The sequence below is a fragment of the Pseudomonas sp. GL-B-12 genome (genome assembly GCF_019955895.1).
GTDB lineage: Bacteria > Pseudomonadota > Gammaproteobacteria > Pseudomonadales > Pseudomonadaceae > Aquipseudomonas.
In genome coordinates this window covers 195,928-213,364 of record NZ_JAHBCX010000011.1, presented here as the reverse complement: position 1 = coordinate 213,364, position 17,437 = coordinate 195,928, and the positions used below count along the sequence as shown (strand labels likewise).

At 57.5% G+C, this 17,437-nt stretch carries 19 protein-coding genes; 15 read left to right on the top strand and 4 right to left on the bottom strand.

What is annotated here, in order from left to right:
* Positions 1 to 602: 602 nt before the first annotated feature.
* On the bottom strand, positions 603 to 1,025 hold the full coding sequence (hpaR, locus tag KGA85_RS07045; protein WP_223510867.1) for a homoprotocatechuate degradation operon regulator HpaR: 423 nt from the start codon (positions 1,023 to 1,025) through the stop codon (positions 603 to 605).
* Between the two features lie 249 nt (positions 1,026 to 1,274).
* On the bottom strand, positions 1,275 to 2,180 hold the full coding sequence (hpaA, locus tag KGA85_RS07040) for a 4-hydroxyphenylacetate catabolism regulatory protein HpaA (protein WP_223510866.1): 906 nt from the start codon (positions 2,178 to 2,180) through the stop codon (positions 1,275 to 1,277).
* 180 nt (positions 2,181 to 2,360) lie between these two features.
* On the opposite strand from hpaA, the gene KGA85_RS07035 reads away from it, so the two are divergent.
* From KGA85_RS07035 to KGA85_RS06995, 9 genes are all read left to right on the top strand, one after another.
* The gene (locus tag KGA85_RS07035) at positions 2,361 to 3,020 is read left to right on the top strand and encodes a fumarylacetoacetate hydrolase family protein (protein WP_223510865.1); all 660 of its coding nucleotides are present in this window, start codon (positions 2,361 to 2,363) and stop codon (positions 3,018 to 3,020) included.
* An 11-nt stretch (positions 3,021 to 3,031) separates the two neighbouring features.
* Positions 3,032 to 3,802, top strand: coding sequence for a fumarylacetoacetate hydrolase family protein (locus KGA85_RS07030; RefSeq protein WP_223510864.1), 771 nt, complete (start codon positions 3,032 to 3,034; stop codon positions 3,800 to 3,802).
* Between the two features lie 5 nt (positions 3,803 to 3,807).
* Positions 3,808 to 5,268 (top strand): 5-carboxymethyl-2-hydroxymuconate semialdehyde dehydrogenase, encoded by a 1,461-nt coding sequence (gene hpaE, locus KGA85_RS07025; protein WP_223510863.1) that lies wholly within the window; start codon positions 3,808 to 3,810, stop codon positions 5,266 to 5,268.
* Positions 5,269 to 5,372: 104 nt separating this feature from the next.
* Entirely contained in the window at positions 5,373 to 6,230 is an 858-nt protein-coding gene (gene hpaD / locus KGA85_RS07020) for a 3,4-dihydroxyphenylacetate 2,3-dioxygenase (RefSeq protein ID WP_223510862.1), read from the top strand.
* A 45-nt stretch (positions 6,231 to 6,275) separates the two neighbouring features.
* Positions 6,276 to 6,668, top strand: coding sequence for a 5-carboxymethyl-2-hydroxymuconate Delta-isomerase (locus KGA85_RS07015; protein WP_223510861.1), 393 nt, complete (start codon positions 6,276 to 6,278; stop codon positions 6,666 to 6,668).
* 51 nt (positions 6,669 to 6,719) lie between these two features.
* Positions 6,720 to 8,024: an MFS transporter gene (locus KGA85_RS07010; RefSeq protein ID WP_223510860.1), complete on the top strand. Its 1,305-nt coding sequence runs from the start codon at positions 6,720 to 6,722 to the stop codon at positions 8,022 to 8,024.
* 12 nt (positions 8,025 to 8,036) lie between these two features.
* Positions 8,037 to 8,840, top strand: a complete 804-nt coding sequence (gene hpaH / locus KGA85_RS07005; RefSeq protein WP_223510859.1) for a 2-oxo-hept-4-ene-1,7-dioate hydratase — start codon at positions 8,037 to 8,039, stop codon at positions 8,838 to 8,840.
* 14 nt (positions 8,841 to 8,854) lie between these two features.
* Positions 8,855 to 9,655, top strand: a complete 801-nt coding sequence (gene hpaI / locus KGA85_RS07000; protein ID WP_223510858.1) for a 4-hydroxy-2-oxoheptanedioate aldolase — start codon at positions 8,855 to 8,857, stop codon at positions 9,653 to 9,655.
* Between the two features lie 16 nt (positions 9,656 to 9,671).
* Complete coding sequence (locus tag KGA85_RS06995; RefSeq protein WP_223510857.1) at positions 9,672 to 11,132, top strand: NAD-dependent succinate-semialdehyde dehydrogenase; 1,461 nt, start codon at positions 9,672 to 9,674, stop codon at positions 11,130 to 11,132.
* A 68-nt stretch (positions 11,133 to 11,200) separates the two neighbouring features.
* Here KGA85_RS06995 and hpaR (KGA85_RS06990) read toward each other — a convergent pair whose 3' ends face one another.
* The gene (hpaR, locus tag KGA85_RS06990) at positions 11,201 to 11,623 is read right to left on the bottom strand and encodes a homoprotocatechuate degradation operon regulator HpaR (RefSeq protein WP_223510856.1); all 423 of its coding nucleotides are present in this window, start codon (positions 11,621 to 11,623) and stop codon (positions 11,201 to 11,203) included.
* Between the two features lie 287 nt (positions 11,624 to 11,910).
* Here hpaR (KGA85_RS06990) and KGA85_RS06985 point away from each other — a divergent pair, with 287 nt between their 5' ends.
* The 6 genes from KGA85_RS06985 to KGA85_RS06960 all read left to right on the top strand — a co-directional run bounded on the left by KGA85_RS06985 (position 11,911) and on the right by KGA85_RS06960 (position 16,778).
* The gene (locus KGA85_RS06985; RefSeq protein WP_223510855.1) at positions 11,911 to 13,209 is read left to right on the top strand and encodes an NAD(P)/FAD-dependent oxidoreductase; all 1,299 of its coding nucleotides are present in this window, start codon (positions 11,911 to 11,913) and stop codon (positions 13,207 to 13,209) included.
* 31 nt (positions 13,210 to 13,240) lie between these two features.
* Positions 13,241 to 13,606 (top strand): cupin domain-containing protein, encoded by a 366-nt coding sequence (locus KGA85_RS06980; RefSeq protein ID WP_223510854.1) that lies wholly within the window; start codon positions 13,241 to 13,243, stop codon positions 13,604 to 13,606.
* 52 nt (positions 13,607 to 13,658) lie between these two features.
* Positions 13,659 to 14,318 (top strand): helix-turn-helix transcriptional regulator, encoded by a 660-nt coding sequence (locus KGA85_RS06975; protein ID WP_223543016.1) that lies wholly within the window; start codon positions 13,659 to 13,661, stop codon positions 14,316 to 14,318.
* A gap of 85 nt (positions 14,319 to 14,403) precedes the next feature.
* Positions 14,404 to 15,225 (top strand): molybdenum cofactor biosynthesis F family protein, encoded by an 822-nt coding sequence (locus KGA85_RS06970; RefSeq protein ID WP_223543015.1) that lies wholly within the window; start codon positions 14,404 to 14,406, stop codon positions 15,223 to 15,225.
* The gene (locus tag KGA85_RS06965) at positions 15,218 to 16,018 is read left to right on the top strand and encodes an SDR family NAD(P)-dependent oxidoreductase (RefSeq protein WP_223510851.1); all 801 of its coding nucleotides are present in this window, start codon (positions 15,218 to 15,220) and stop codon (positions 16,016 to 16,018) included. Before KGA85_RS06970 ends, KGA85_RS06965 begins: the two co-directional genes overlap by 8 nt.
* Positions 16,011 to 16,778: an SDR family oxidoreductase gene (locus tag KGA85_RS06960; protein WP_223510850.1), complete on the top strand. Its 768-nt coding sequence runs from the start codon at positions 16,011 to 16,013 to the stop codon at positions 16,776 to 16,778. Before KGA85_RS06965 ends, KGA85_RS06960 begins: the two co-directional genes overlap by 8 nt.
* A 41-nt stretch (positions 16,779 to 16,819) precedes the next feature.
* Here the strand turns inward: KGA85_RS06960 and KGA85_RS06955 are convergent, their stop codons facing one another.
* The gene (locus KGA85_RS06955) at positions 16,820 to 17,428 is read right to left on the bottom strand and encodes a TetR/AcrR family transcriptional regulator (RefSeq protein WP_223510849.1); all 609 of its coding nucleotides are present in this window, start codon (positions 17,426 to 17,428) and stop codon (positions 16,820 to 16,822) included.
* Positions 17,429 to 17,437: the final 9 nt, after the last annotated feature.

Below are 17,437 nucleotides of genomic sequence, written 5' to 3'. Positions count from 1 at the left end.
TGCGGACCAGAAACGAACAAGAGTTTGCATTAGCTTTCGCCCGCAAACCCTTGATTTTAAATGGTGCCCGAAGCCGGAATCGAACCCTCCTCTTTGTCGCTGAAAATAAAGGAAAATTTTAAGTTCGAAAATTTCTCTATCTCTATGCGTACCCTCATTGGGCTTTTCCAATGGTACGACTGGAACGCAGTGGGGCACCGCGTAGACGAAAAATATCCCGGGTGTTTTTCTCGTTCTTCTTGGAATTCAATAGAACTCTGCAGCGCAATAATTGGAACGGGAAACGTGCGTACGCGTTGCCGCTTGTTGGCGCTGAGGCGATTTTGACCCAATCCGCCGGAAATCATTCACCCATACGAATACTCAGCAATCGATGGCCCAGCGTGGGATTTAAGAGGCTGCACATGGGGCAGCTAAAATCAGTAACCTGGGTCAAAATCGCCTCAGCGCCAACACCAGCCGTCACCGGGTTCAAAAAACTTGTGTTCCATTGCTCCGACAATTCCACTTCGGAGCAAACTCTGGTCGGAATACTAGAGCCGGCCGTCAACGAAGTACGCCTACGAAATCAGAATGGTTGTATTCGAGCCCCTCGCGATCAATCAAGGTTTGATATTTTTCAGCTCATTGAGCAAAGCCAAAAGCTGCTCCATTTTTTCCGCACCAAACTGTTCCTGAATCTTGAGGTAGTTGCTTTCCATACCTTCGCTCATGGAGACAAAGCATTGCTGGCCGCGCTCTGTGAGCGCAACGAAAACTCGCCGTTGGTCCTGGCTGGATTTCTGCCGACGCACGAGACCATCTCGCTCCAGACGACTTAAAACGCCAGTCATACTTGGCTTTAGAATGCAGGCCTGATGTGCAAGTTGGTGGCTTTCAAGTTCCCCCTGCTGGCGCAGTATCCGAATGATCCGCCACTGTTGTTCGGTCAGGTCATGTTTGTTGAGTGAGGGCCGGAAGAAAGCCATGGCGGCTTCGCGAGCTTGCAACAAGGTCAATGTCAATGAGGGTCTGGGGTTAGCCATAACGAAACTACTTGAATGGGCGAGTCGGCAGCTTAGTGTCGCCAGCCAACGGGGGCAAGCTGCGGACCAACACTCGTTTATTCGCTTGTTACCGTTTTCACAACGTGACTTCAGTGGACATCGCCCAGCGGCAGCTTCTGTGAAAAGTACAATCCGTTCCCCGTAAAAGCCATTCTGTCGAACCGCTGCGGTGGCCATGATGATCCGTACAAGATCAACAAGACCGACGCAAGAACACCTATGCCCCGCTTAACGCAAACCCGATTGACGCTGGCGGTACTCTCCCGGAGTGAGCTGTGCGTAGCGCTGGAAAAAACGACTGAAATAGGCCGGATCCTTGAACCCGAGCTGATAGCAGATTTCGTTGGCAGAGCTGCCCGTAAACAACAGCAATCGTTTGGCCTCCTGCATCAAACGCTCCATGATCAAACGCTTGGAAGGCAGATCGGCGATCCGTCGGCATACATCGTTGAGCCGTGCCTCTGTAACCCCAATGCCTTCAGCGTAACGCGACAAAGGCCAGTGCTGCTGATAGTGAGCTTCAATCAGCTCATTGAAGCGATGGAATATTTTCAGATCCTCGTGCCTGGCAGGGGTCGCTTTCAAAGAGTTGGAGCACAGCCGCAACAGGCTGACCATGATCAATCGCGTCAAGCTGTCCAGGGCGGCGCTACGCCCGGAACGCGCAGCTATCACCTCTTCGCTCAGTTCCTCGAACAGATATTCCAGTCGGCGGACATCGCCCGCATATTCCGGCCCCAAATGAGCCAGCGCGACACACGCCGCCGGCAATTGCGCTCCGGCCGGCGCCAGGCTGGAGTCGGCATCGATCAGTTGCCACACCAATTGCTGACGCACCGTCAACACGTGCCCGTCACTGTCGGCCTCGGTCACAAAGGAGTGTGGGACGGTGGGTGGTGTCAGGAAGAACATCGGCCCGGACTCAACGTATTGCTGGTCATCCAAGTAAACCCTCACCGTTCCGCTTTTCACGTAATGAATCTGGAAAAACCGATCATGCCGGTGAACGGGCATGTTGCGTCCAAAGAAGCCCGCCAGGTTGTTCAGCTTGTCGTAATGGACTTCAGCGTCGCTATAACGCTGGTCGTATACCTGGCCAATGTTGATGTTCGGGATCTGTTGACGGTCGGTCATCGTGGACTACTCGTTTTTATACTGACTCAGGCACCGCAGTCGCTTTCATCCTGCGCCGAATTGGGCATGACAACCACTGCCACGCCATTCTGCCACGCTTGACGATAGTTAACATATTAATTATAACTGTTAACACATTAACAAATCGCAGAGCCCTCATGGCTCTGCCAGGAGAAAAGCATGAGCCGTGCCTTGCATGACGTCGCGACCGGCACCCTTTTCGGTGTCGCGTTGAACTATCAGGGACTGCTGAAGCAGCGCCTCGCCGAATTCGAACAGCCGCCCTATCAGAAGCCGCCTATCAAACCTGTGCTTTTTATCAAGACGCCCAATACGCGCAATCAGCACGGCGCCGAAGTTGTGCATCCAGGCCACGGTGAACGTCTGCAACCTGGGCCGGCATTGGGGGTTGTGATTGGTAGAACAGCCAGCCGTGTCAGCCCGGTCGAGGCACTCAATTACGTGGCCGGTTACACCATCGTCAATGAATTCAGCCTGCCGGAAGACAGCTACTACCGCCCCGCCGTCAAAGCGAAGTGCCGTGATGGTTTCTGTGCCATCGGGCCAGAACTGGTGCCGACGTCACAACTCGCCGACCCGCACAGTCTGGCCGTCACGCTTTACGTCAATGGCGAAATTCGCCAGCAAAACAACACTGCCAATTTCGTTCGGGGTGTTCCCCAACTGATTGCAGAGATCAGCGAATTCATGACGTTGCACGAAGGCGATGTGCTGATAACCGGCACCCCGGAAGGACGTGTCGATGTTCAACCCGGTGACACCGTCGAAGTCGAAATCAGCGGCCTTGGCCGTCTGGTCAACCACATCGTGGCCGAGTAACAGGAGCTTCCATGAAACACGCCCGTATAAATTTTGAAGGCGAAGTCCACCTCGCCCATGTCGAAGACAACAACGCCGTACGCTTGGCCGACGGCCGTTTGCTGACCGAAGACCAGGTGCAATGGCTGCCACCGGCCACTGGCAGTATGTTCGCCCTCGGTTTGAACTACGCCGATCACGCCGCAGAACTGGCATTCAAGCCGCCCACCGAGCCATTGGCATTCATCAAATCGCCCGGCACCTACACCGGCCATAACCAGGTGACTTGGCGTCCGGATAACGTCGCCTATATGCACTACGAGTGCGAACTCGTTGCCGTCATCGGTAAGCCGGCACGCAACGTGAAACGTGAAAACGCCCTGGAATATCTGGCGGGTTACACGGTGTGCAACGACTACGCGATTCGCGACTACCTGGAAAATTACTACCGGCCCAATTTGCGGGTGAAGAATCGCGACGCCACGACCCCCGTCGGCCCGTGGATCGTCGACGTCGCCGATGTGCCGGACCCGAGCAATCTGAAATTGCGCACCTGGATCAACGGTGAGCTGCGTCAGGAAGGCAGCACAAAGGACATGATTTTCGACATCCCCTATCTGATCGAATACCTGTCCAGCTTCATGACCCTGCAGCCCGGCGACATGATCGCCACGGGCACGCCTGAAGGTCTGGCCGACGTGGTGCCCGGCGATGAAGTCATCGTGGAAGTTGAAGGCGTAGGTCGCCTGGTCAATCGGATTGTCAGCGAAGCGGAGTTCTTCTCCGCTCAGAAAGAGGCTTGAGCACCATGATCAAACATTGGATCAACGGCCGTGAGGTCGAAAGCAAAAACGTGTTCGTCAACTACAATCCGGCAACCGGTGAGGCTATCGGTGAAGTGGCGAGTGGCGGCGCCGAAGAAGTCGCTCAAGCGGTAGCGGCGGCCAAGGAAGCGTTTCCAAAATGGGCAAACACTCCTGCCAAGGAGCGTGCCCGGCTAATGCGCAAGCTTGGCGAACTGATCGAGCAGAATGTACCGCACCTCGCCGAACTGGAAACCCTCGATACCGGACTGCCGATTCACCAAACCAAAAATGTACTGATTCCCCGTGCTTCGCATAACTTCGATTTTTTTGCCGAAGTCTGCACTCGCATGGACGGGCACAGTTACCCGGTCGATGACCAGATGCTCAACTACACCCTTTATCAACCAGTGGGTGTGTGCGGCCTGGTATCGCCATGGAACGTGCCGTTCATGACGGCGACCTGGAAGACCGCACCGTGTCTGGCGCTGGGCAATACCGCCGTGCTGAAGATGTCTGAGCTGTCACCACTGACCGCAAACGAACTGGGTCGCCTGGCCGTCGAAGCAGGTATTCCCAAGGGCGTACTCAACGTCATTCAGGGCTACGGCGCCACGGCGGGGGATGCACTGGTTCGGCACCCGGATGTGCGCGCGATTTCCTTTACCGGCGGCACCGCCACCGGCAAGAAAATCATGCAGACCGCCGGCCTGAAAAAGTACTCCATGGAACTGGGCGGCAAGTCGCCGGTGCTGATATTCGAAGATGCGGATCTTGAACGAGCCCTGGACGCGGCGTTATTCACCATCTTCTCGCTCAACGGCGAGCGTTGCACCGCCGGCAGCCGGATATTTATCCAGGAAAGCGTTTACCCGCAGTTCGTGGCCGAGTTTGCCGCTCGCGCCAAACGCTTGATCGTCGGCGACCCGCAAGACCCGAAAACCCAGGTCGGTTCGATGATCACCCAGGCTCATTACGACAAGGTCACCGGCTACATCAAGATCGGTATCGAAGAAGGCGCCACCCTCCTCGCTGGCGGCCTTGAGCGTCCGGCCAACTTGCCTGCCCACTTGAGCAAAGGTCAGTTTATCCAGCCGACAGTGTTCGCCGATGTAAACAACAAGATGCGCATTGCCCAGGAAGAGATCTTCGGCCCGGTGGTGTGCCTGATCCCATTCAAGGATGAAGCCGAAGCCCTGCAACTGGCCAACGACACAGAGTACGGCCTGGCGTCCTACATCTGGACCCAGGACATTGGCAAGGCGCATCGTCTGGCCTATGGCATCGAAGCGGGCATGGTGTTCATCAACAGCCAGAACGTGCGCGATCTGCGCCAGCCGTTCGGTGGTGTGAAAGGCTCCGGCACGGGCCGTGAAGGCGGCCAGTACAGCTTTGAAGTGTTCGCAGAGATCAAGAACATCTGCATCTCGATGGGCAGCCATCACATTCCTCGGTGGGGACTGTAACCGGCCTAACGATTGCTAAAGTCCGCGAGGGTCGCGCATCGGCCTGTCGCGGCTTCACTTAATGTCGGATTGAAACGCATAACAACAATTTCAGGAGAATCATCATGGGCGAAGTCGTCCTGGCTGCGAAAATCTGCCACGTCCCCTCGATGTACTTGTCGGAGCTTCCCGGAAAACACCATGGCTGCCGTGAAGCGGCCATTGCCGGGCATAAGGAAATCGGTCGTCGCGCCCGTGAGCTGGGTGCCGATACTGCCGTGGTGTTCGATGTGCACTGGCTGGTCAACAGTGCTTACCACGTTAACTGTGGCGAGCAATTCAAAGGCATCTACACCAGCAACGAATTACCGCACTTCATTAAAAATATGGAGTACGACTACCCGGGCTGTCCTGAATTGGGCGAGTTGATCGCCGCCGAGGCCAACGCTGCCGACGTACGCACCCTGGCCCACAACATCCCGAGCCTTGAGCTGGAGTACGGAACCCTGGTGCCTATGCGTTACATGCACATGGGGGTACCGCAAGATCAGAAATTCAATGTCGTTTCGATTGCCGCCTGGTGTGCCTGGCATCGTCTGCAAGACAGCTTCACCTTCGGCGCCGCCGTACGCCGTGCCATCGAGAAGAGTGACCGCAAGGTCCTCGTGCTGGCCTCCGGTTCATTGTCGCACCGCTTTTCCGATGATCGCGATGCCGAGGCCAACATTCATAGCTGGACCCGTGAGTTCGACAAACAAGTCGACCTGCACGTCGTGAATCTCTGGCGCCAGGGCCACTGGAAAGAGTTCTGCGCCATGCTCCCGGACTACGCCGAGCACTGCTTCGGTGAAGGCAAGATGCATGACACCGCCATGCTCCTCGGCTTGCTCGGCGGGCCGAATTACGACAAGCCCGCTGAGATCATTACCGAGCCCTTCGGTAGTTCAGGCACCGGTCAGATCAACGCCATTTTCCCTGTTTGACTGTACGGCCACGCGCTCCTCCCGCGCGGCCTGAAGGAGCCGTTCATGCCCCACTTCATTGCTGAGTACACCGATAACATTGAACAGCAAGCCGACTTGCCTGGCCTGTTCGAAAAAGTCCACGAAACACTGGGTGACAGTGGCGTGTTTCCCCTGGGCGGCATCCGCAGCCGAGGCGTGCGGCTGGACACCTGGCGCATGGCCGACGGCAAGCATGACTACGCGTTCGTCCATATGACATTGAAAGTCGGTCACGGCCGTGATCTGGCGACACGGCAGAAAGTCGCCGAAAAACTCTTCGAAGTCATTACCCAGCACTTTGCCGAGCTTCAGGCCCAACGCCCGCTGGCCTTGTCGTTCGAGATGATCGAACTGCACGAGCAACTCAACTTCAAGGAAAACAACGTCCACGCCTTTCTCAAGGCTCAGGCCCGTTAAGGCAGCCTGCCCGTTCGTTCCATCGGCCTCTCAGACAAAAAGTATAAAACCATGAGCACAGCCAATACTGCCGACACTATCGAGACGGTTGCACGCGACCGTACACACAGCATCATCACCTGGCGTCTGATGCCGTTGTTGTTGATCTGCTACCTCTTCGCCCATCTCGACCGCATCAACATCGGCTTCGCCAAGATGCAGATGAGCACTGACCTGAATTTCAGCGACACCGTCTACGGCTTTGGCGCCGGCCTGTTCTTCGTCGCCTACGCGCTGTTTGGCGTACCCAGCAACATGGCCCTGGACCGTGTTGGTCCGCGACGCTGGATTGCCACGCTGATGGTGGTGTGGGGGGCGTTGTCGACGTGCATGTTTTTGATCGACGGCGCGACGGGTTTCTATGCCCTGCGCTTTTTGCTCGGTGTGGCCGAAGCCGGTTTCTTCCCAGGCATTCTGGTGCTTCTCAACCGCTGGTATCCGGCCGGTCGTCGAGCACAAATCACTGCGTTGTTTGCGATCGCGGTACCGATGGCCGGTGTCATCGGTGGTCCGCTCTCAGGCGGCATCCTCGAACATTTTCATGATTTTGGCGGCCTGCGCGGCTGGCAATGGATGTTCGTCATCGAGGGGTTACCCGTGATCCTGCTTGGGCTCGTTGTACTCAAGTGCTTGCCGGAAAGCTTCGAGACGGTCAAGTGGCTGGCGCCGGAGCAGAAGCAACAACTGCGTGAACAACTGAACAAGGAAGAACACCGCAAATCGATCACGTTGTTTTCCGCAATCCTCAGCAACCCGCAGGTATGGCTGTTGGTGGCGGTGTATTTCGCGGTGATGCTCGCGGTCAACACCCTGGCCTTCTGGATGCCGACGCTGATCCACGGCGCCGGCATCGGCAGCGATGGCAAGATCGGCCTGCTCAGTGCCGTGCCCTATCTGGCCGGCTGCTTCTTCATGATTGGCTGCGGGCGCTCATCCGATCGTAATCGTGAACGCCGCTGGCACCTCTGTGTGCCGCTACTGATGGCTGCTGCCGGCATCGCCATCGCCGGGCTCTCACCCACCAACCCGACCCTGGTTCTGGGTGGTTTGATCCTCGCCGGCATGGGGGCTAGCGCCGCGCTGCCAATGTTCTGGCAACTCCCCCCTGCGTTCTTGTCCAACCGTACCCAAGCTGCCGGTATTGCGCTGATCAGCTCCTTCGGCAGCATCGCGGCGTTCTTCGCGCCCTATCTGATCGGCTGGATGCGCGACACAACCCAGAGTGCAAGCCTGGCCCTTTACCTGCTCGCACTGTTCATCGCTCTCGGTGGTTTTTTGGTGCTGCGCACCCAAGCCTCCATCGTCAACCCTCAGTAAGAGATCATTGTCATGCTTGATCAACGCCTTATTCAGCAAGCCGCTGCCCGCCTCGACCACGCCGAGCGCTCACGCGAGCAGGTACGTCAGTTTTCCCTGGACCATCCAGAGATCACCATTGAAGACGCCTATGCCATTCAACGCGCCTGGGTGGCCCAAAAAATAAAAGATGGCCGCAAGCTGGTCGGGCATAAAATCGGCCTGACCTCCCGGGCCATGCAGGTGTCTTCCAACATCACCGAGCCGGATTACGGCGCGCTCCTCGATGACATGTTCTTCGATGAAGGTACCGACATTCCGTTCGAGCGCTTTATCGTGCCGCGAGTCGAAGTCGAACTCGCATTCATTTTGGGCAAACCCTTGAAAGGTCCGAACGTGACGGTTTTTGACGTGCTGGACGCCACCGAATGGGTGATCCCGGCGCTGGAAATCATTGATGCACGCATCCAGCAGGTCGACCCGCACACCAACGCAACCCGCAAGGTGTTCGACACCATCTCCGACAATGCAGCCAATGCCGGTGTGGTCATGGGTGGTCGCGCCGTACGCCCCACGGAGATCGACTTGCGCAAGGTGCCAGCCGTGCTCTACCGCAACGGTGTGATCGAAGAGTCCGGGGTTTCAGCGGCGGTACTCAACCACCCGGCGAAGGGCGTGGCCTGGCTCGCAAACAAACTGGCGGCCTATGACGTCACCCTGCAGCCAGGGCAAATCATCTTGGGTGGCTCCTTCACCCGTCCTGTGGCGGCCAACCCTGGCGATACCTTCCATGTCGACTACGACATGCTGGGGTCCATTGCCTGTCGTTTCGTTTGACCGGAGGTCTTCTCATGGATATGCCTATAAACACCTTCAAGCTTCGCCTGCAAAGCGGTGAAGCACAGATCGGCCTTTGGCTTGGTCTGGCAGATGCCTACTGCGCCGAACTGGCCGCTAACGCCGGATTCGATTGGCTGTTGATCGACGGCGAACATGCACCCAATGATCTGCGCGGGATGCTCGGCCAGCTACAGGCTGTAGCGCCCTACCCTAGCCATCCGGTGATTCGCCCGGTCATCGGCGACACTGCACTGATCAAACAAGTGCTCGATATTGGCGTGCAGACGCTGTTGGTTCCGATGGTGGAAAGCGCGGACCAGGCGCGAGAACTGGTGAAAGCAATCCACTACCCACCCAACGGCGTTCGCGGTGTCGGCAGTGCGCTGGCACGTGCGTCGCGCTGGAACAGTATTCCCGGTTACCTCGACAAAGCCGATGAACAGATGTGCCTGCTCGTGCAAATCGAAAATCGCGAAGGCCTGGCCAATCTGGATGCCATCGCGGCGGTCGACGGCGTTGACGGGGTCTTTATCGGCCCGGCGGATTTGAGTGCCTCAATGGGTTACCGCGGCAACCCGGGGCACCCCGAAGTACAGGCTGCTATCGAGGACGCCATTGCCCGCATCCAGAAAGCCGGCAAAGCGGCCGGTATTCTCAGCGCCGATCAGAAACTGGCCAAGCGTTACATCGAACTGGGCGCGGCGTTCGTTGCCGTTGGCGTTGACACGACCGTCCTGATGCGCGGCCTGCAAACCCTCGCTGCCACCTTCAAAGATGCTCCGGCGCCTACCAGCTCCGGCGGCGTGTACTGATTTTTTGAGAAACCCCATGAAACTTAACGATCTGAAATTGCTGCGCGAACAGGCTTACATCAACGGCCAATGGATCGAAGCCGATGACGGCAATCGTTTCCCGGTGACCAACCCGGCGAATGGCGAAATCATCGCCGAAGTCAGTTCTCTCGGCCAGGCAGAAACCGCACGCGCCATCGCCGCAGCCCAGGCTGCCCTGCCCGTCTGGCGAAGCAAGACCGCCAAGGAGCGTAGCACTATCCTGCGCAAATGGTTTGACTTGATCATGCTCAACCAGGAGGACCTCGCCCGTTTGCTCAGCCTGGAGCAAGGCAAGCCATTGGCCGAGAGCCGCGGCGAAATTGCCTACGGTGCCAGTTTCATCGAGTGGTTCGCCGAAGAAGCCAAGCGCATCTACGGTGACGTAATCCCGCATGACAAGCCGGGCCGCCGCCTAGTGGTGATCAAACAAGCCATCGGCGTGGTGGCAGCCATTACGCCATGGAATTTTCCCAATGCGATGATTACTCGCAAAGTCGGTCCGGCATTGGCCGCAGGTTGCACGGTCGTGGTGAAACCCGCGTCGGAAACGCCGCTGTCCGCACTGGCCTTGGCTGAACTGGGCGAACGCGCGGGCATCCCCGCCGGTGTGCTGAACATCGTCACCGGCAACCGTGCCCGTATCATCGGCGCCGAGCTGACGGGTAATCCCGCTGTTCAGAAGGTCTCGTTCACCGGTTCTACCGGTATCGGCAAAACCCTGATGGCGCAATGCGCCGAGACCATCAAGAAAGTCAGCCTTGAGCTCGGTGGCAATGCACCTTTCATCGTATTTGAAGATGCCGACCTCGATGCCGCGGTCGAAGGCGCCATGGGTTCGAAGTTCCGCAACAGTGGGCAAACCTGCGTCTGCACCAATCGAATCCTGGTGCAGAACAGTGTCTACGATGAATTCACGCGTCGACTGGTGGCTGCGGTCAATCAACTGAAGGTCGGTGCAGCTGACGTAGATAACGCCCAGCAAGGACCGCTGATCAATGCCAAAGCGGTGGCCAAGATCGAGGAACATATCAGCGATGCACTGGGTAAAGGTGCCACCTTGCTAGCGGGCGGAAAAACCCACGCGCTGGGCGGTAACTTCTTCCAGCCGACAGTGCTCGGTGAAGTGACCCCGGCGATGCTGGTCGCACGGGACGAAACCTTCGGCCCATTGGCGCCGGTGTTCCGCTTCGAAACCGAGGCCGAAGCGATTGCAATGGCCAACGACACCGAATTCGGCCTGGCGTCTTACATCTACACCCGCGATCTGGGGCGTGCCTGGCGCGTCAGCGAGGCGCTGGAGTACGGAATGGTCGGTGTAAACGAAGGATTGATCTCGACCGAAGTGGCGCCGTTTGGCGGCATCAAACAGTCGGGGCTGGGACGAGAAGGTTCGAAGTACGGCATCGATGATTACATCGAACAAAAGTATATGTGCATGGGTATCGGTCAAGCCTGAAACGTCTGACTGACGATAACAAACCACCCCAGCGCAACGCTGGGGTTGGGTAATGTAACCACTTGTGACTAGCGCTTGAGCGTTTTCAGTTCGTTGAGCAACGTCAACAACGTCTGCAACTTCTCCTCGCCAAAACCAGCCTGCAACCGCTGGTAATTCGCTTCCATGCTCTGACTCATTGAGTTGAAGCAGGCCTTCCCCTTCTCGGCCAGCCGCACCAGCACTCGCCGTTGATCCTGTTCCGCCTTACGACGTTCAACCATGCCGGCGGCCTCCATGCGCATCAGCACACCAGTCATGCTCGGTTTGAGGATGCAAGCCAGCTCAGCCAGGCGATTGATCTCAAGCTCATCATGCTGACTCAGGATCCGAATGACCCGCCATTGCTGCTCGGTCAACCCGTGCTGATTCAAAGAGGGACGGAAAAAACCCATTGCGGCTTCGCGAGCATGGAGCAATGTGAGGGTCAAAGATTGGCGCGGCCTGGACATCGGAATACGCTCGAACCCAAAGTTAGTTAATAGATTAACTAAACTCTATCATCCTCCGCTCAGCATTGCGCGGTCCTGATCATTACGAGGCGTCCCGGAATCAGTTGTGCTTGATCGGACACTCGCGCGGAAAGCGAGCCTCTCCAGTTCTGGCAGCCACGGTCAAAAGCTGCGGCACACAGGATCAAGACACCTACCGGTCGGAAGGCACTTAATACAACCCAACAGGTACAGAGCTTCTTGCAGGTTCTGCAGATGAGTTTTCCTTCACTTTTCCAGGCTGCGCCATGATCAATATCGAAACGCCTACCTACTATTCGGCAACCAAAAAATACAATCTCAGCTTCCCGACCCTTGAACAGGATGTGGAAGCAGATGTCGTGGTGATTGGTGGCGGTTTCTCCGGCATCAATACCGCGCTGGAACTCGCTGAAAAAGGCATCACCAATATCGTGGTGCTGGAAGCACGCTATCTGGGGTTTGGTGGCACTGGCCGCAATGGCGGTCAGATCATGGCGGGTATCGGCCACGACCTGGAAAAAATCAAGAAACACGTGGGTGAGCAAGGGCTGCGCGAGATCTTTGAAATTAGCGAACTTGGTGCTGGCATCATCAAGGATCGAATCGCCAAATACTCGATCGACGCTGACTTCTGCAACGGCTATGGCTACATGGGTTTCAACGCCCGCCAGGAAAAAACCCTGCGCGCCTGGGAGAAGGACTTCAAGTCGATCAACACCAAGGACGAAATCCGCTTTATGGCAGGGTCCGAGGTCAAGCAGATCATTGGCTCTGACGCTTATACCAGCGCGTTACTGCACATGGGTGGTGGGCATGTTCACTCACTGAATCTGTTGCTGGGCGAAGCCAAGGCACTCGCCGGGCACGGTGTGCGGATCTATGAGCACAGCCCGGCCCTGGAGGTCAGCTATGGCGAACGCATCACCGTACGCACAGGCCGGGGCTCGGTGAAAGCCTCCAAGTTGCTGTGGGCCTGCGACAGCTTCCTCAACAAACTGGAACCAGAACTGCACAAGACCACGCTGAACACATACGCCTTCCAGTTGATGACTGAACCGCTATCGGACGAAATGATCAACCGCATCAGTCCAATACGCGGCGCCTACAGCGATATTCGACCGGTGATCGACTATTACCGTGTCACCAACGAAAACCGTCTGCTGTTCGGTGCGGCGACGCCCTTTGTCGAGCACATCCCGCTGGACTTGAAGGCGTGGAACCGCAACCTGATGCTGAAAATTTTCCCGTACCTGAAGGACGTGAAAATCGACCTGGCATGGGGTGGTCCGATGGCGACCGGGGCCAATCTTTTCCCTCAAATCGGCACGCTCAGCGGTCGTCCCAATGCCTTTTATGTGCAGGGCTACGCCGGCTTTGGGGTTACACCCAGCCACATCATCTGCAAGGTATTGGCCGAGGGCATGAGCGAGGGTTCCTCTCGCTATGACCTAATCAGTTCGGTCAAACATGCGCAAATCATGGGCAAAGATCACATCCGTCCGCTGCTGCTGACGGCCGGCAAAAGCCTTCACCAACTCTCGGGTTATTTCAACGGTCGCCGTTGATCCCCACCCTTTCATTCACAGGAGAACTGCCATGCCCGTTACCACACTCAAGAAAGACATCCAGCTGTCCGAGCTCGACGCCTGGGGCACTGTCGCCGACCTCGGCTCCGAAATCCTCGAAGGTGAAGTCAAAGCCTTTGGAAAAATGACCTTTGGCGCACCGACCGACCCAGTCAGCAGTGCCTATTTCGGCACCACCCAAGGTAAATTCCGCATGGTCTACCCATTTGCGGAACAAGCCACCGTGGTCACTGGCGAAGTGGTTTTGACTGACGAGTCCACTGGCCAAAGTACGCGCTACAAGGCCGGCGACAGCTGGTTCGTGACCAAGGGCACGCCTGTGCTCTGGGACATTGTCAGCGAAAGCTTTGTGAAGCATTATTTCGCGGTTGCCTGACCGTTACCCGCTGCCGGCTCATGCCGGCAGCCTTTTGGCGAAGTTACCGACCATGAACGCCATCCCTGCCCAGGAAGTCGCTGGCCATTGCCTGCAGGCTTTCACTCAACTCGTTCCTGCCAGCCAGGCCGCGTTCTACTGTGTCGACCGGCAGCTGCAAGCCCGCGACTTCCGATTGCACCAGATGAGCGGTGAAATGCATCGCGATTATCTGGACAACTATCGTCAATTCGATCCGCTTCAACCGCGCAATTGTCAATCGAGCGGACTGGCAGTGGTGCCTCTTGGTTTCGCCATGGCCCGACAGCCCACCCGTGACAGTCGCCGCTATCGAGACTTCCTGCAACGCTACGGTGTCGTCGACGTAGTGGAGATACTCGCCCATCGCTCCGGCCAGCCGCTAGCCGCTATCTCCTTGTTGCGCACCGCTGCGCAAGGTGCTTTCACCGCGGATCAATTGGCTCAACTCAGTGCTTTGCAGGCGTTGCTGCAAATGGCGGTTGCCAACATGCAGCCCTATGAAGATTCGCTGTCAGAACTGACCCCCAAAGAGCGTCAGATCGCGTTGTTGTTGCGCCAGGGCGCCAGCAACAAACAACTGGCCCAGGAGCTGGATGTCGGTCTTCCCACCATCAAGACTCACTTGATCAACCTGTTCCGCAAAACGGGCGTGACCAGCCGCACCGAACTGGTGGGGGCGCTGTTCCTGTAAGCTGGTTCAACCATTTGGTTGATAGGCGAACCACCATCCCGGCCGCATGATCCAGGTTGTCAATTCATCCAACCGGAGCCATGCAATGACCACACAATCTGACTGGATCACCGTAGGTGCCCTCGCCGACGGTTTCGCCCCAGAAGCTTTTATCCTGCCCAACCTCGCCGATCTCAACGGCAAGACCTTCACGCTGCACTTCGCCAACGGCTGGCAGATCGAGCATCGCTTTGAAACAGAAGAGTTGAGCTGGAACGCCGCTGACGGTCACTCCAGCGGATCTGCGGCGTACCGCGCCACGTCCGTGCGTCCGGGCCTGTATCTGGTCGATTTCATCAAGCGCGAAGCCGGTCAGGCCTGCTCGGTGAGCCTGATCCTGGACACCGCCACGTCGTCGTTCACCGCCGTGATCGCGAGCATGCCGACGCAGGCAGACACACAGGAAGGACTGTACAGCCGCGCGCTCGCCGGTAAACCTCTGACGTCGGTTGACGTGCAATTTCTTCATGGCAGCCTCGACCACCCTTGGCAGGAAGGCCAATGCCCACACACGCCGACCCAAGAATTGGTCGGGTTGCGCAACATGTATCGCTATAGCCCCAGCGAAGTGTACGAGCACATTTATCTCAACGATCAGTTCTATTCCTGGCAGTGCCTAAAGGGCGTCGAGCAAGGCTTGTGCGATACCGACCGTTGCCACTACTACAAGATTGCCGAGCAACTGTACCTGTTCGTCTGGCGCGAAAAGATCATCCCTACCCTCGGCCTGGTATTGATCGACCTGAAACAGCACCGCAGCGACGGCAAGATCTTCGGCTACGCCGGTTCGTCCTTCGATGAGCTGTCGAACTTTCCAGTCAGCTCCTACTGCCAGGTCCTCAATCGCACGGAGTATCCCGATGCCTGAGTCACGCACGATTGTCATCACCGGTGCCGGAACGGGCATTGGTGCCGCCTGCGCGCGGCTGTATGCGGCCGAAGGTGCCAATCTGGTATTGGTCGGTCGCCGACGCGAGCCTCTGGAGCAGGTTGCTCGGGAAACCGGGGGCCTGATCCTGGTAGGCGATGCAGCTTGTCCGGACACGTGGGAAAGTTTCGTTGCGCAGATTCGTGAGCGCTACGGCCGACTCGATGTGCTGTTGGCCTGTGCCGGCGGTCATGGCATGGGCAGCGCCACCCAGACCAGCCCGCAAACCTGGGAAGCTGCGTTGCGAAGCAATCTGGACAGCGCGTTCTACAGTACCCGGGCCTGCCTGCCGTTACTGATCGAAAGTGCCGGCAACATCGTGCTGATCGGCTCCATAGCCTCTTTGGCCGCCGGCCCCGAAGTGTGCGGATACACCACCGCCAAGCACGCGTTGCTTGGGCTCAATCGCTCACTGGCCAGGGACTATGGGCCACGCGGCGTACGTGTGAATGCTGTTTGTCCGGGATGGGTCACGACCCCGATGGCCGATGAGGAAATGCAGCCATTGATGAGTTTCTATGGCGACACGCTGCAGCAAGCCTACGACCGGGTTTGTGCCGATGTGCCATTAAGGCGTCCTGCCAGCGCGGAAGAAATCGCCAAGGTCTGTCGCTTCCTCGCCAGCGCCGACGCCTCGATCATCACAGGAGCGACCGTGGTCGCCGACGGGGGTTCAAGCATCGTCGATGTGCCAACGCTGGCTTACGCTCACATGGAGGCCGCCAATGCGTGAAGACTTCAATTTCAGCGGGAAAACGGTGTTGGTGACCGGTGGCGCGCAAGGCATTGGCCGAGCAATCGTCGAAGCCTTCGCATTGCGCGGAGCACGGGTGATGATCGCCGATCTTCGTCTGGCCCAAGCTCAGACGCTCGCTGCAGACCTGAAGGATCGAGCGTGTCAGGTTGAGGCTGTGGACGTCGATCTGGCCGACGCGACAGCGGTATCCAAACTGGTTCAAGGGTTGGAGCGACACTGGGGACGGCTAGATATTCTGATCCATAACGCCGGCTACTTTCCGCTGACGTCGTTCGCCGACATCACCCCGCCGATTCTCGAGCGCACGCTGGCAGTCAATCTCTCGGCATTGTTTTGGCTGACCCAGGCAGCCTTGCCAATGTTCCAGCGTCAGGGTGCTGGCTGCGTGCTGGTCACCTCGTCAGTCACCGGTCCAAGGGTAGCCTATCCGGGGCTCAGCCATTACGCCGCGTCGAAGGCCGGGGTCAACGGTTTCATTCGCAATGCCGCTCTGGAGCTGGCGTGCCATGGCGTGCGCGTCAATGGTGTCGAGCCCGGCATGATTGCCACGCCAGCCATGAACAATCTGGGTGACGATCAAGTCAATGGCGACATTGCCAACCGGGTACCGTTGGGACGACTCGGCTCTGCCGAGGACATTGCCGGGGCCATGCTCTTTCTTGCGTCTGATCTGGCGACTTACATCACCGGACAAACCATCGTAGTTGACGGTGGATCGACCTTACCAGAGGCGTGATTTCGCACCTCGGGTAAACGACCTGAACCGCATGGACGCCATCAGACACGGCTTGCACCTTCGAGCATCGACAGGGAATCCCTGAAGACGCGCGACAAGGCTGCAAGCCGTTTGCCGTAACCCTGCGGCGTCGCATAAATCAGCTCCACATGCAGGCTGTCGACAATGCCAAGATAGGCGTCGCAGAACACTTCAAGCTGCTCAGGCTGGACCCCCGCCGACTGGTATTTGTCATGCGCGGCGCTCTGAAAGCACCGGCGAATCCGTGCCAGGTAACCCTCGAACCCCGTGGTAATCATTGTGCGGATATCCGCTGGCGGGAAGTAGGCCGTGCGCAATAGAAAGCGCAGATGCGCCGACACGTCATAGCGTCCGATCAAACGTTCAAGATGCAATTGTCCGGGCACCTCCGTGTGCTCGGCCTCTTCCTCGAAGCATGAGGCGATGTACTGATGCTCATGTTCCAGGGCGATCGCGAAGACCGTCTTAAACAGGTCATCCTTGCTGACAAAATGCGCGTAAAGCGACGCCTTGCGCATGCCTGCCCTGACGGCAATCTCGTTCAGGGACGAGGCGTCGTAACCGTGATCGGCAAAGTGTCCGACCGCTACCGCGCAAATATTACTGGCCGAAGGGGTGAGCGGTTTCATGACATCGTT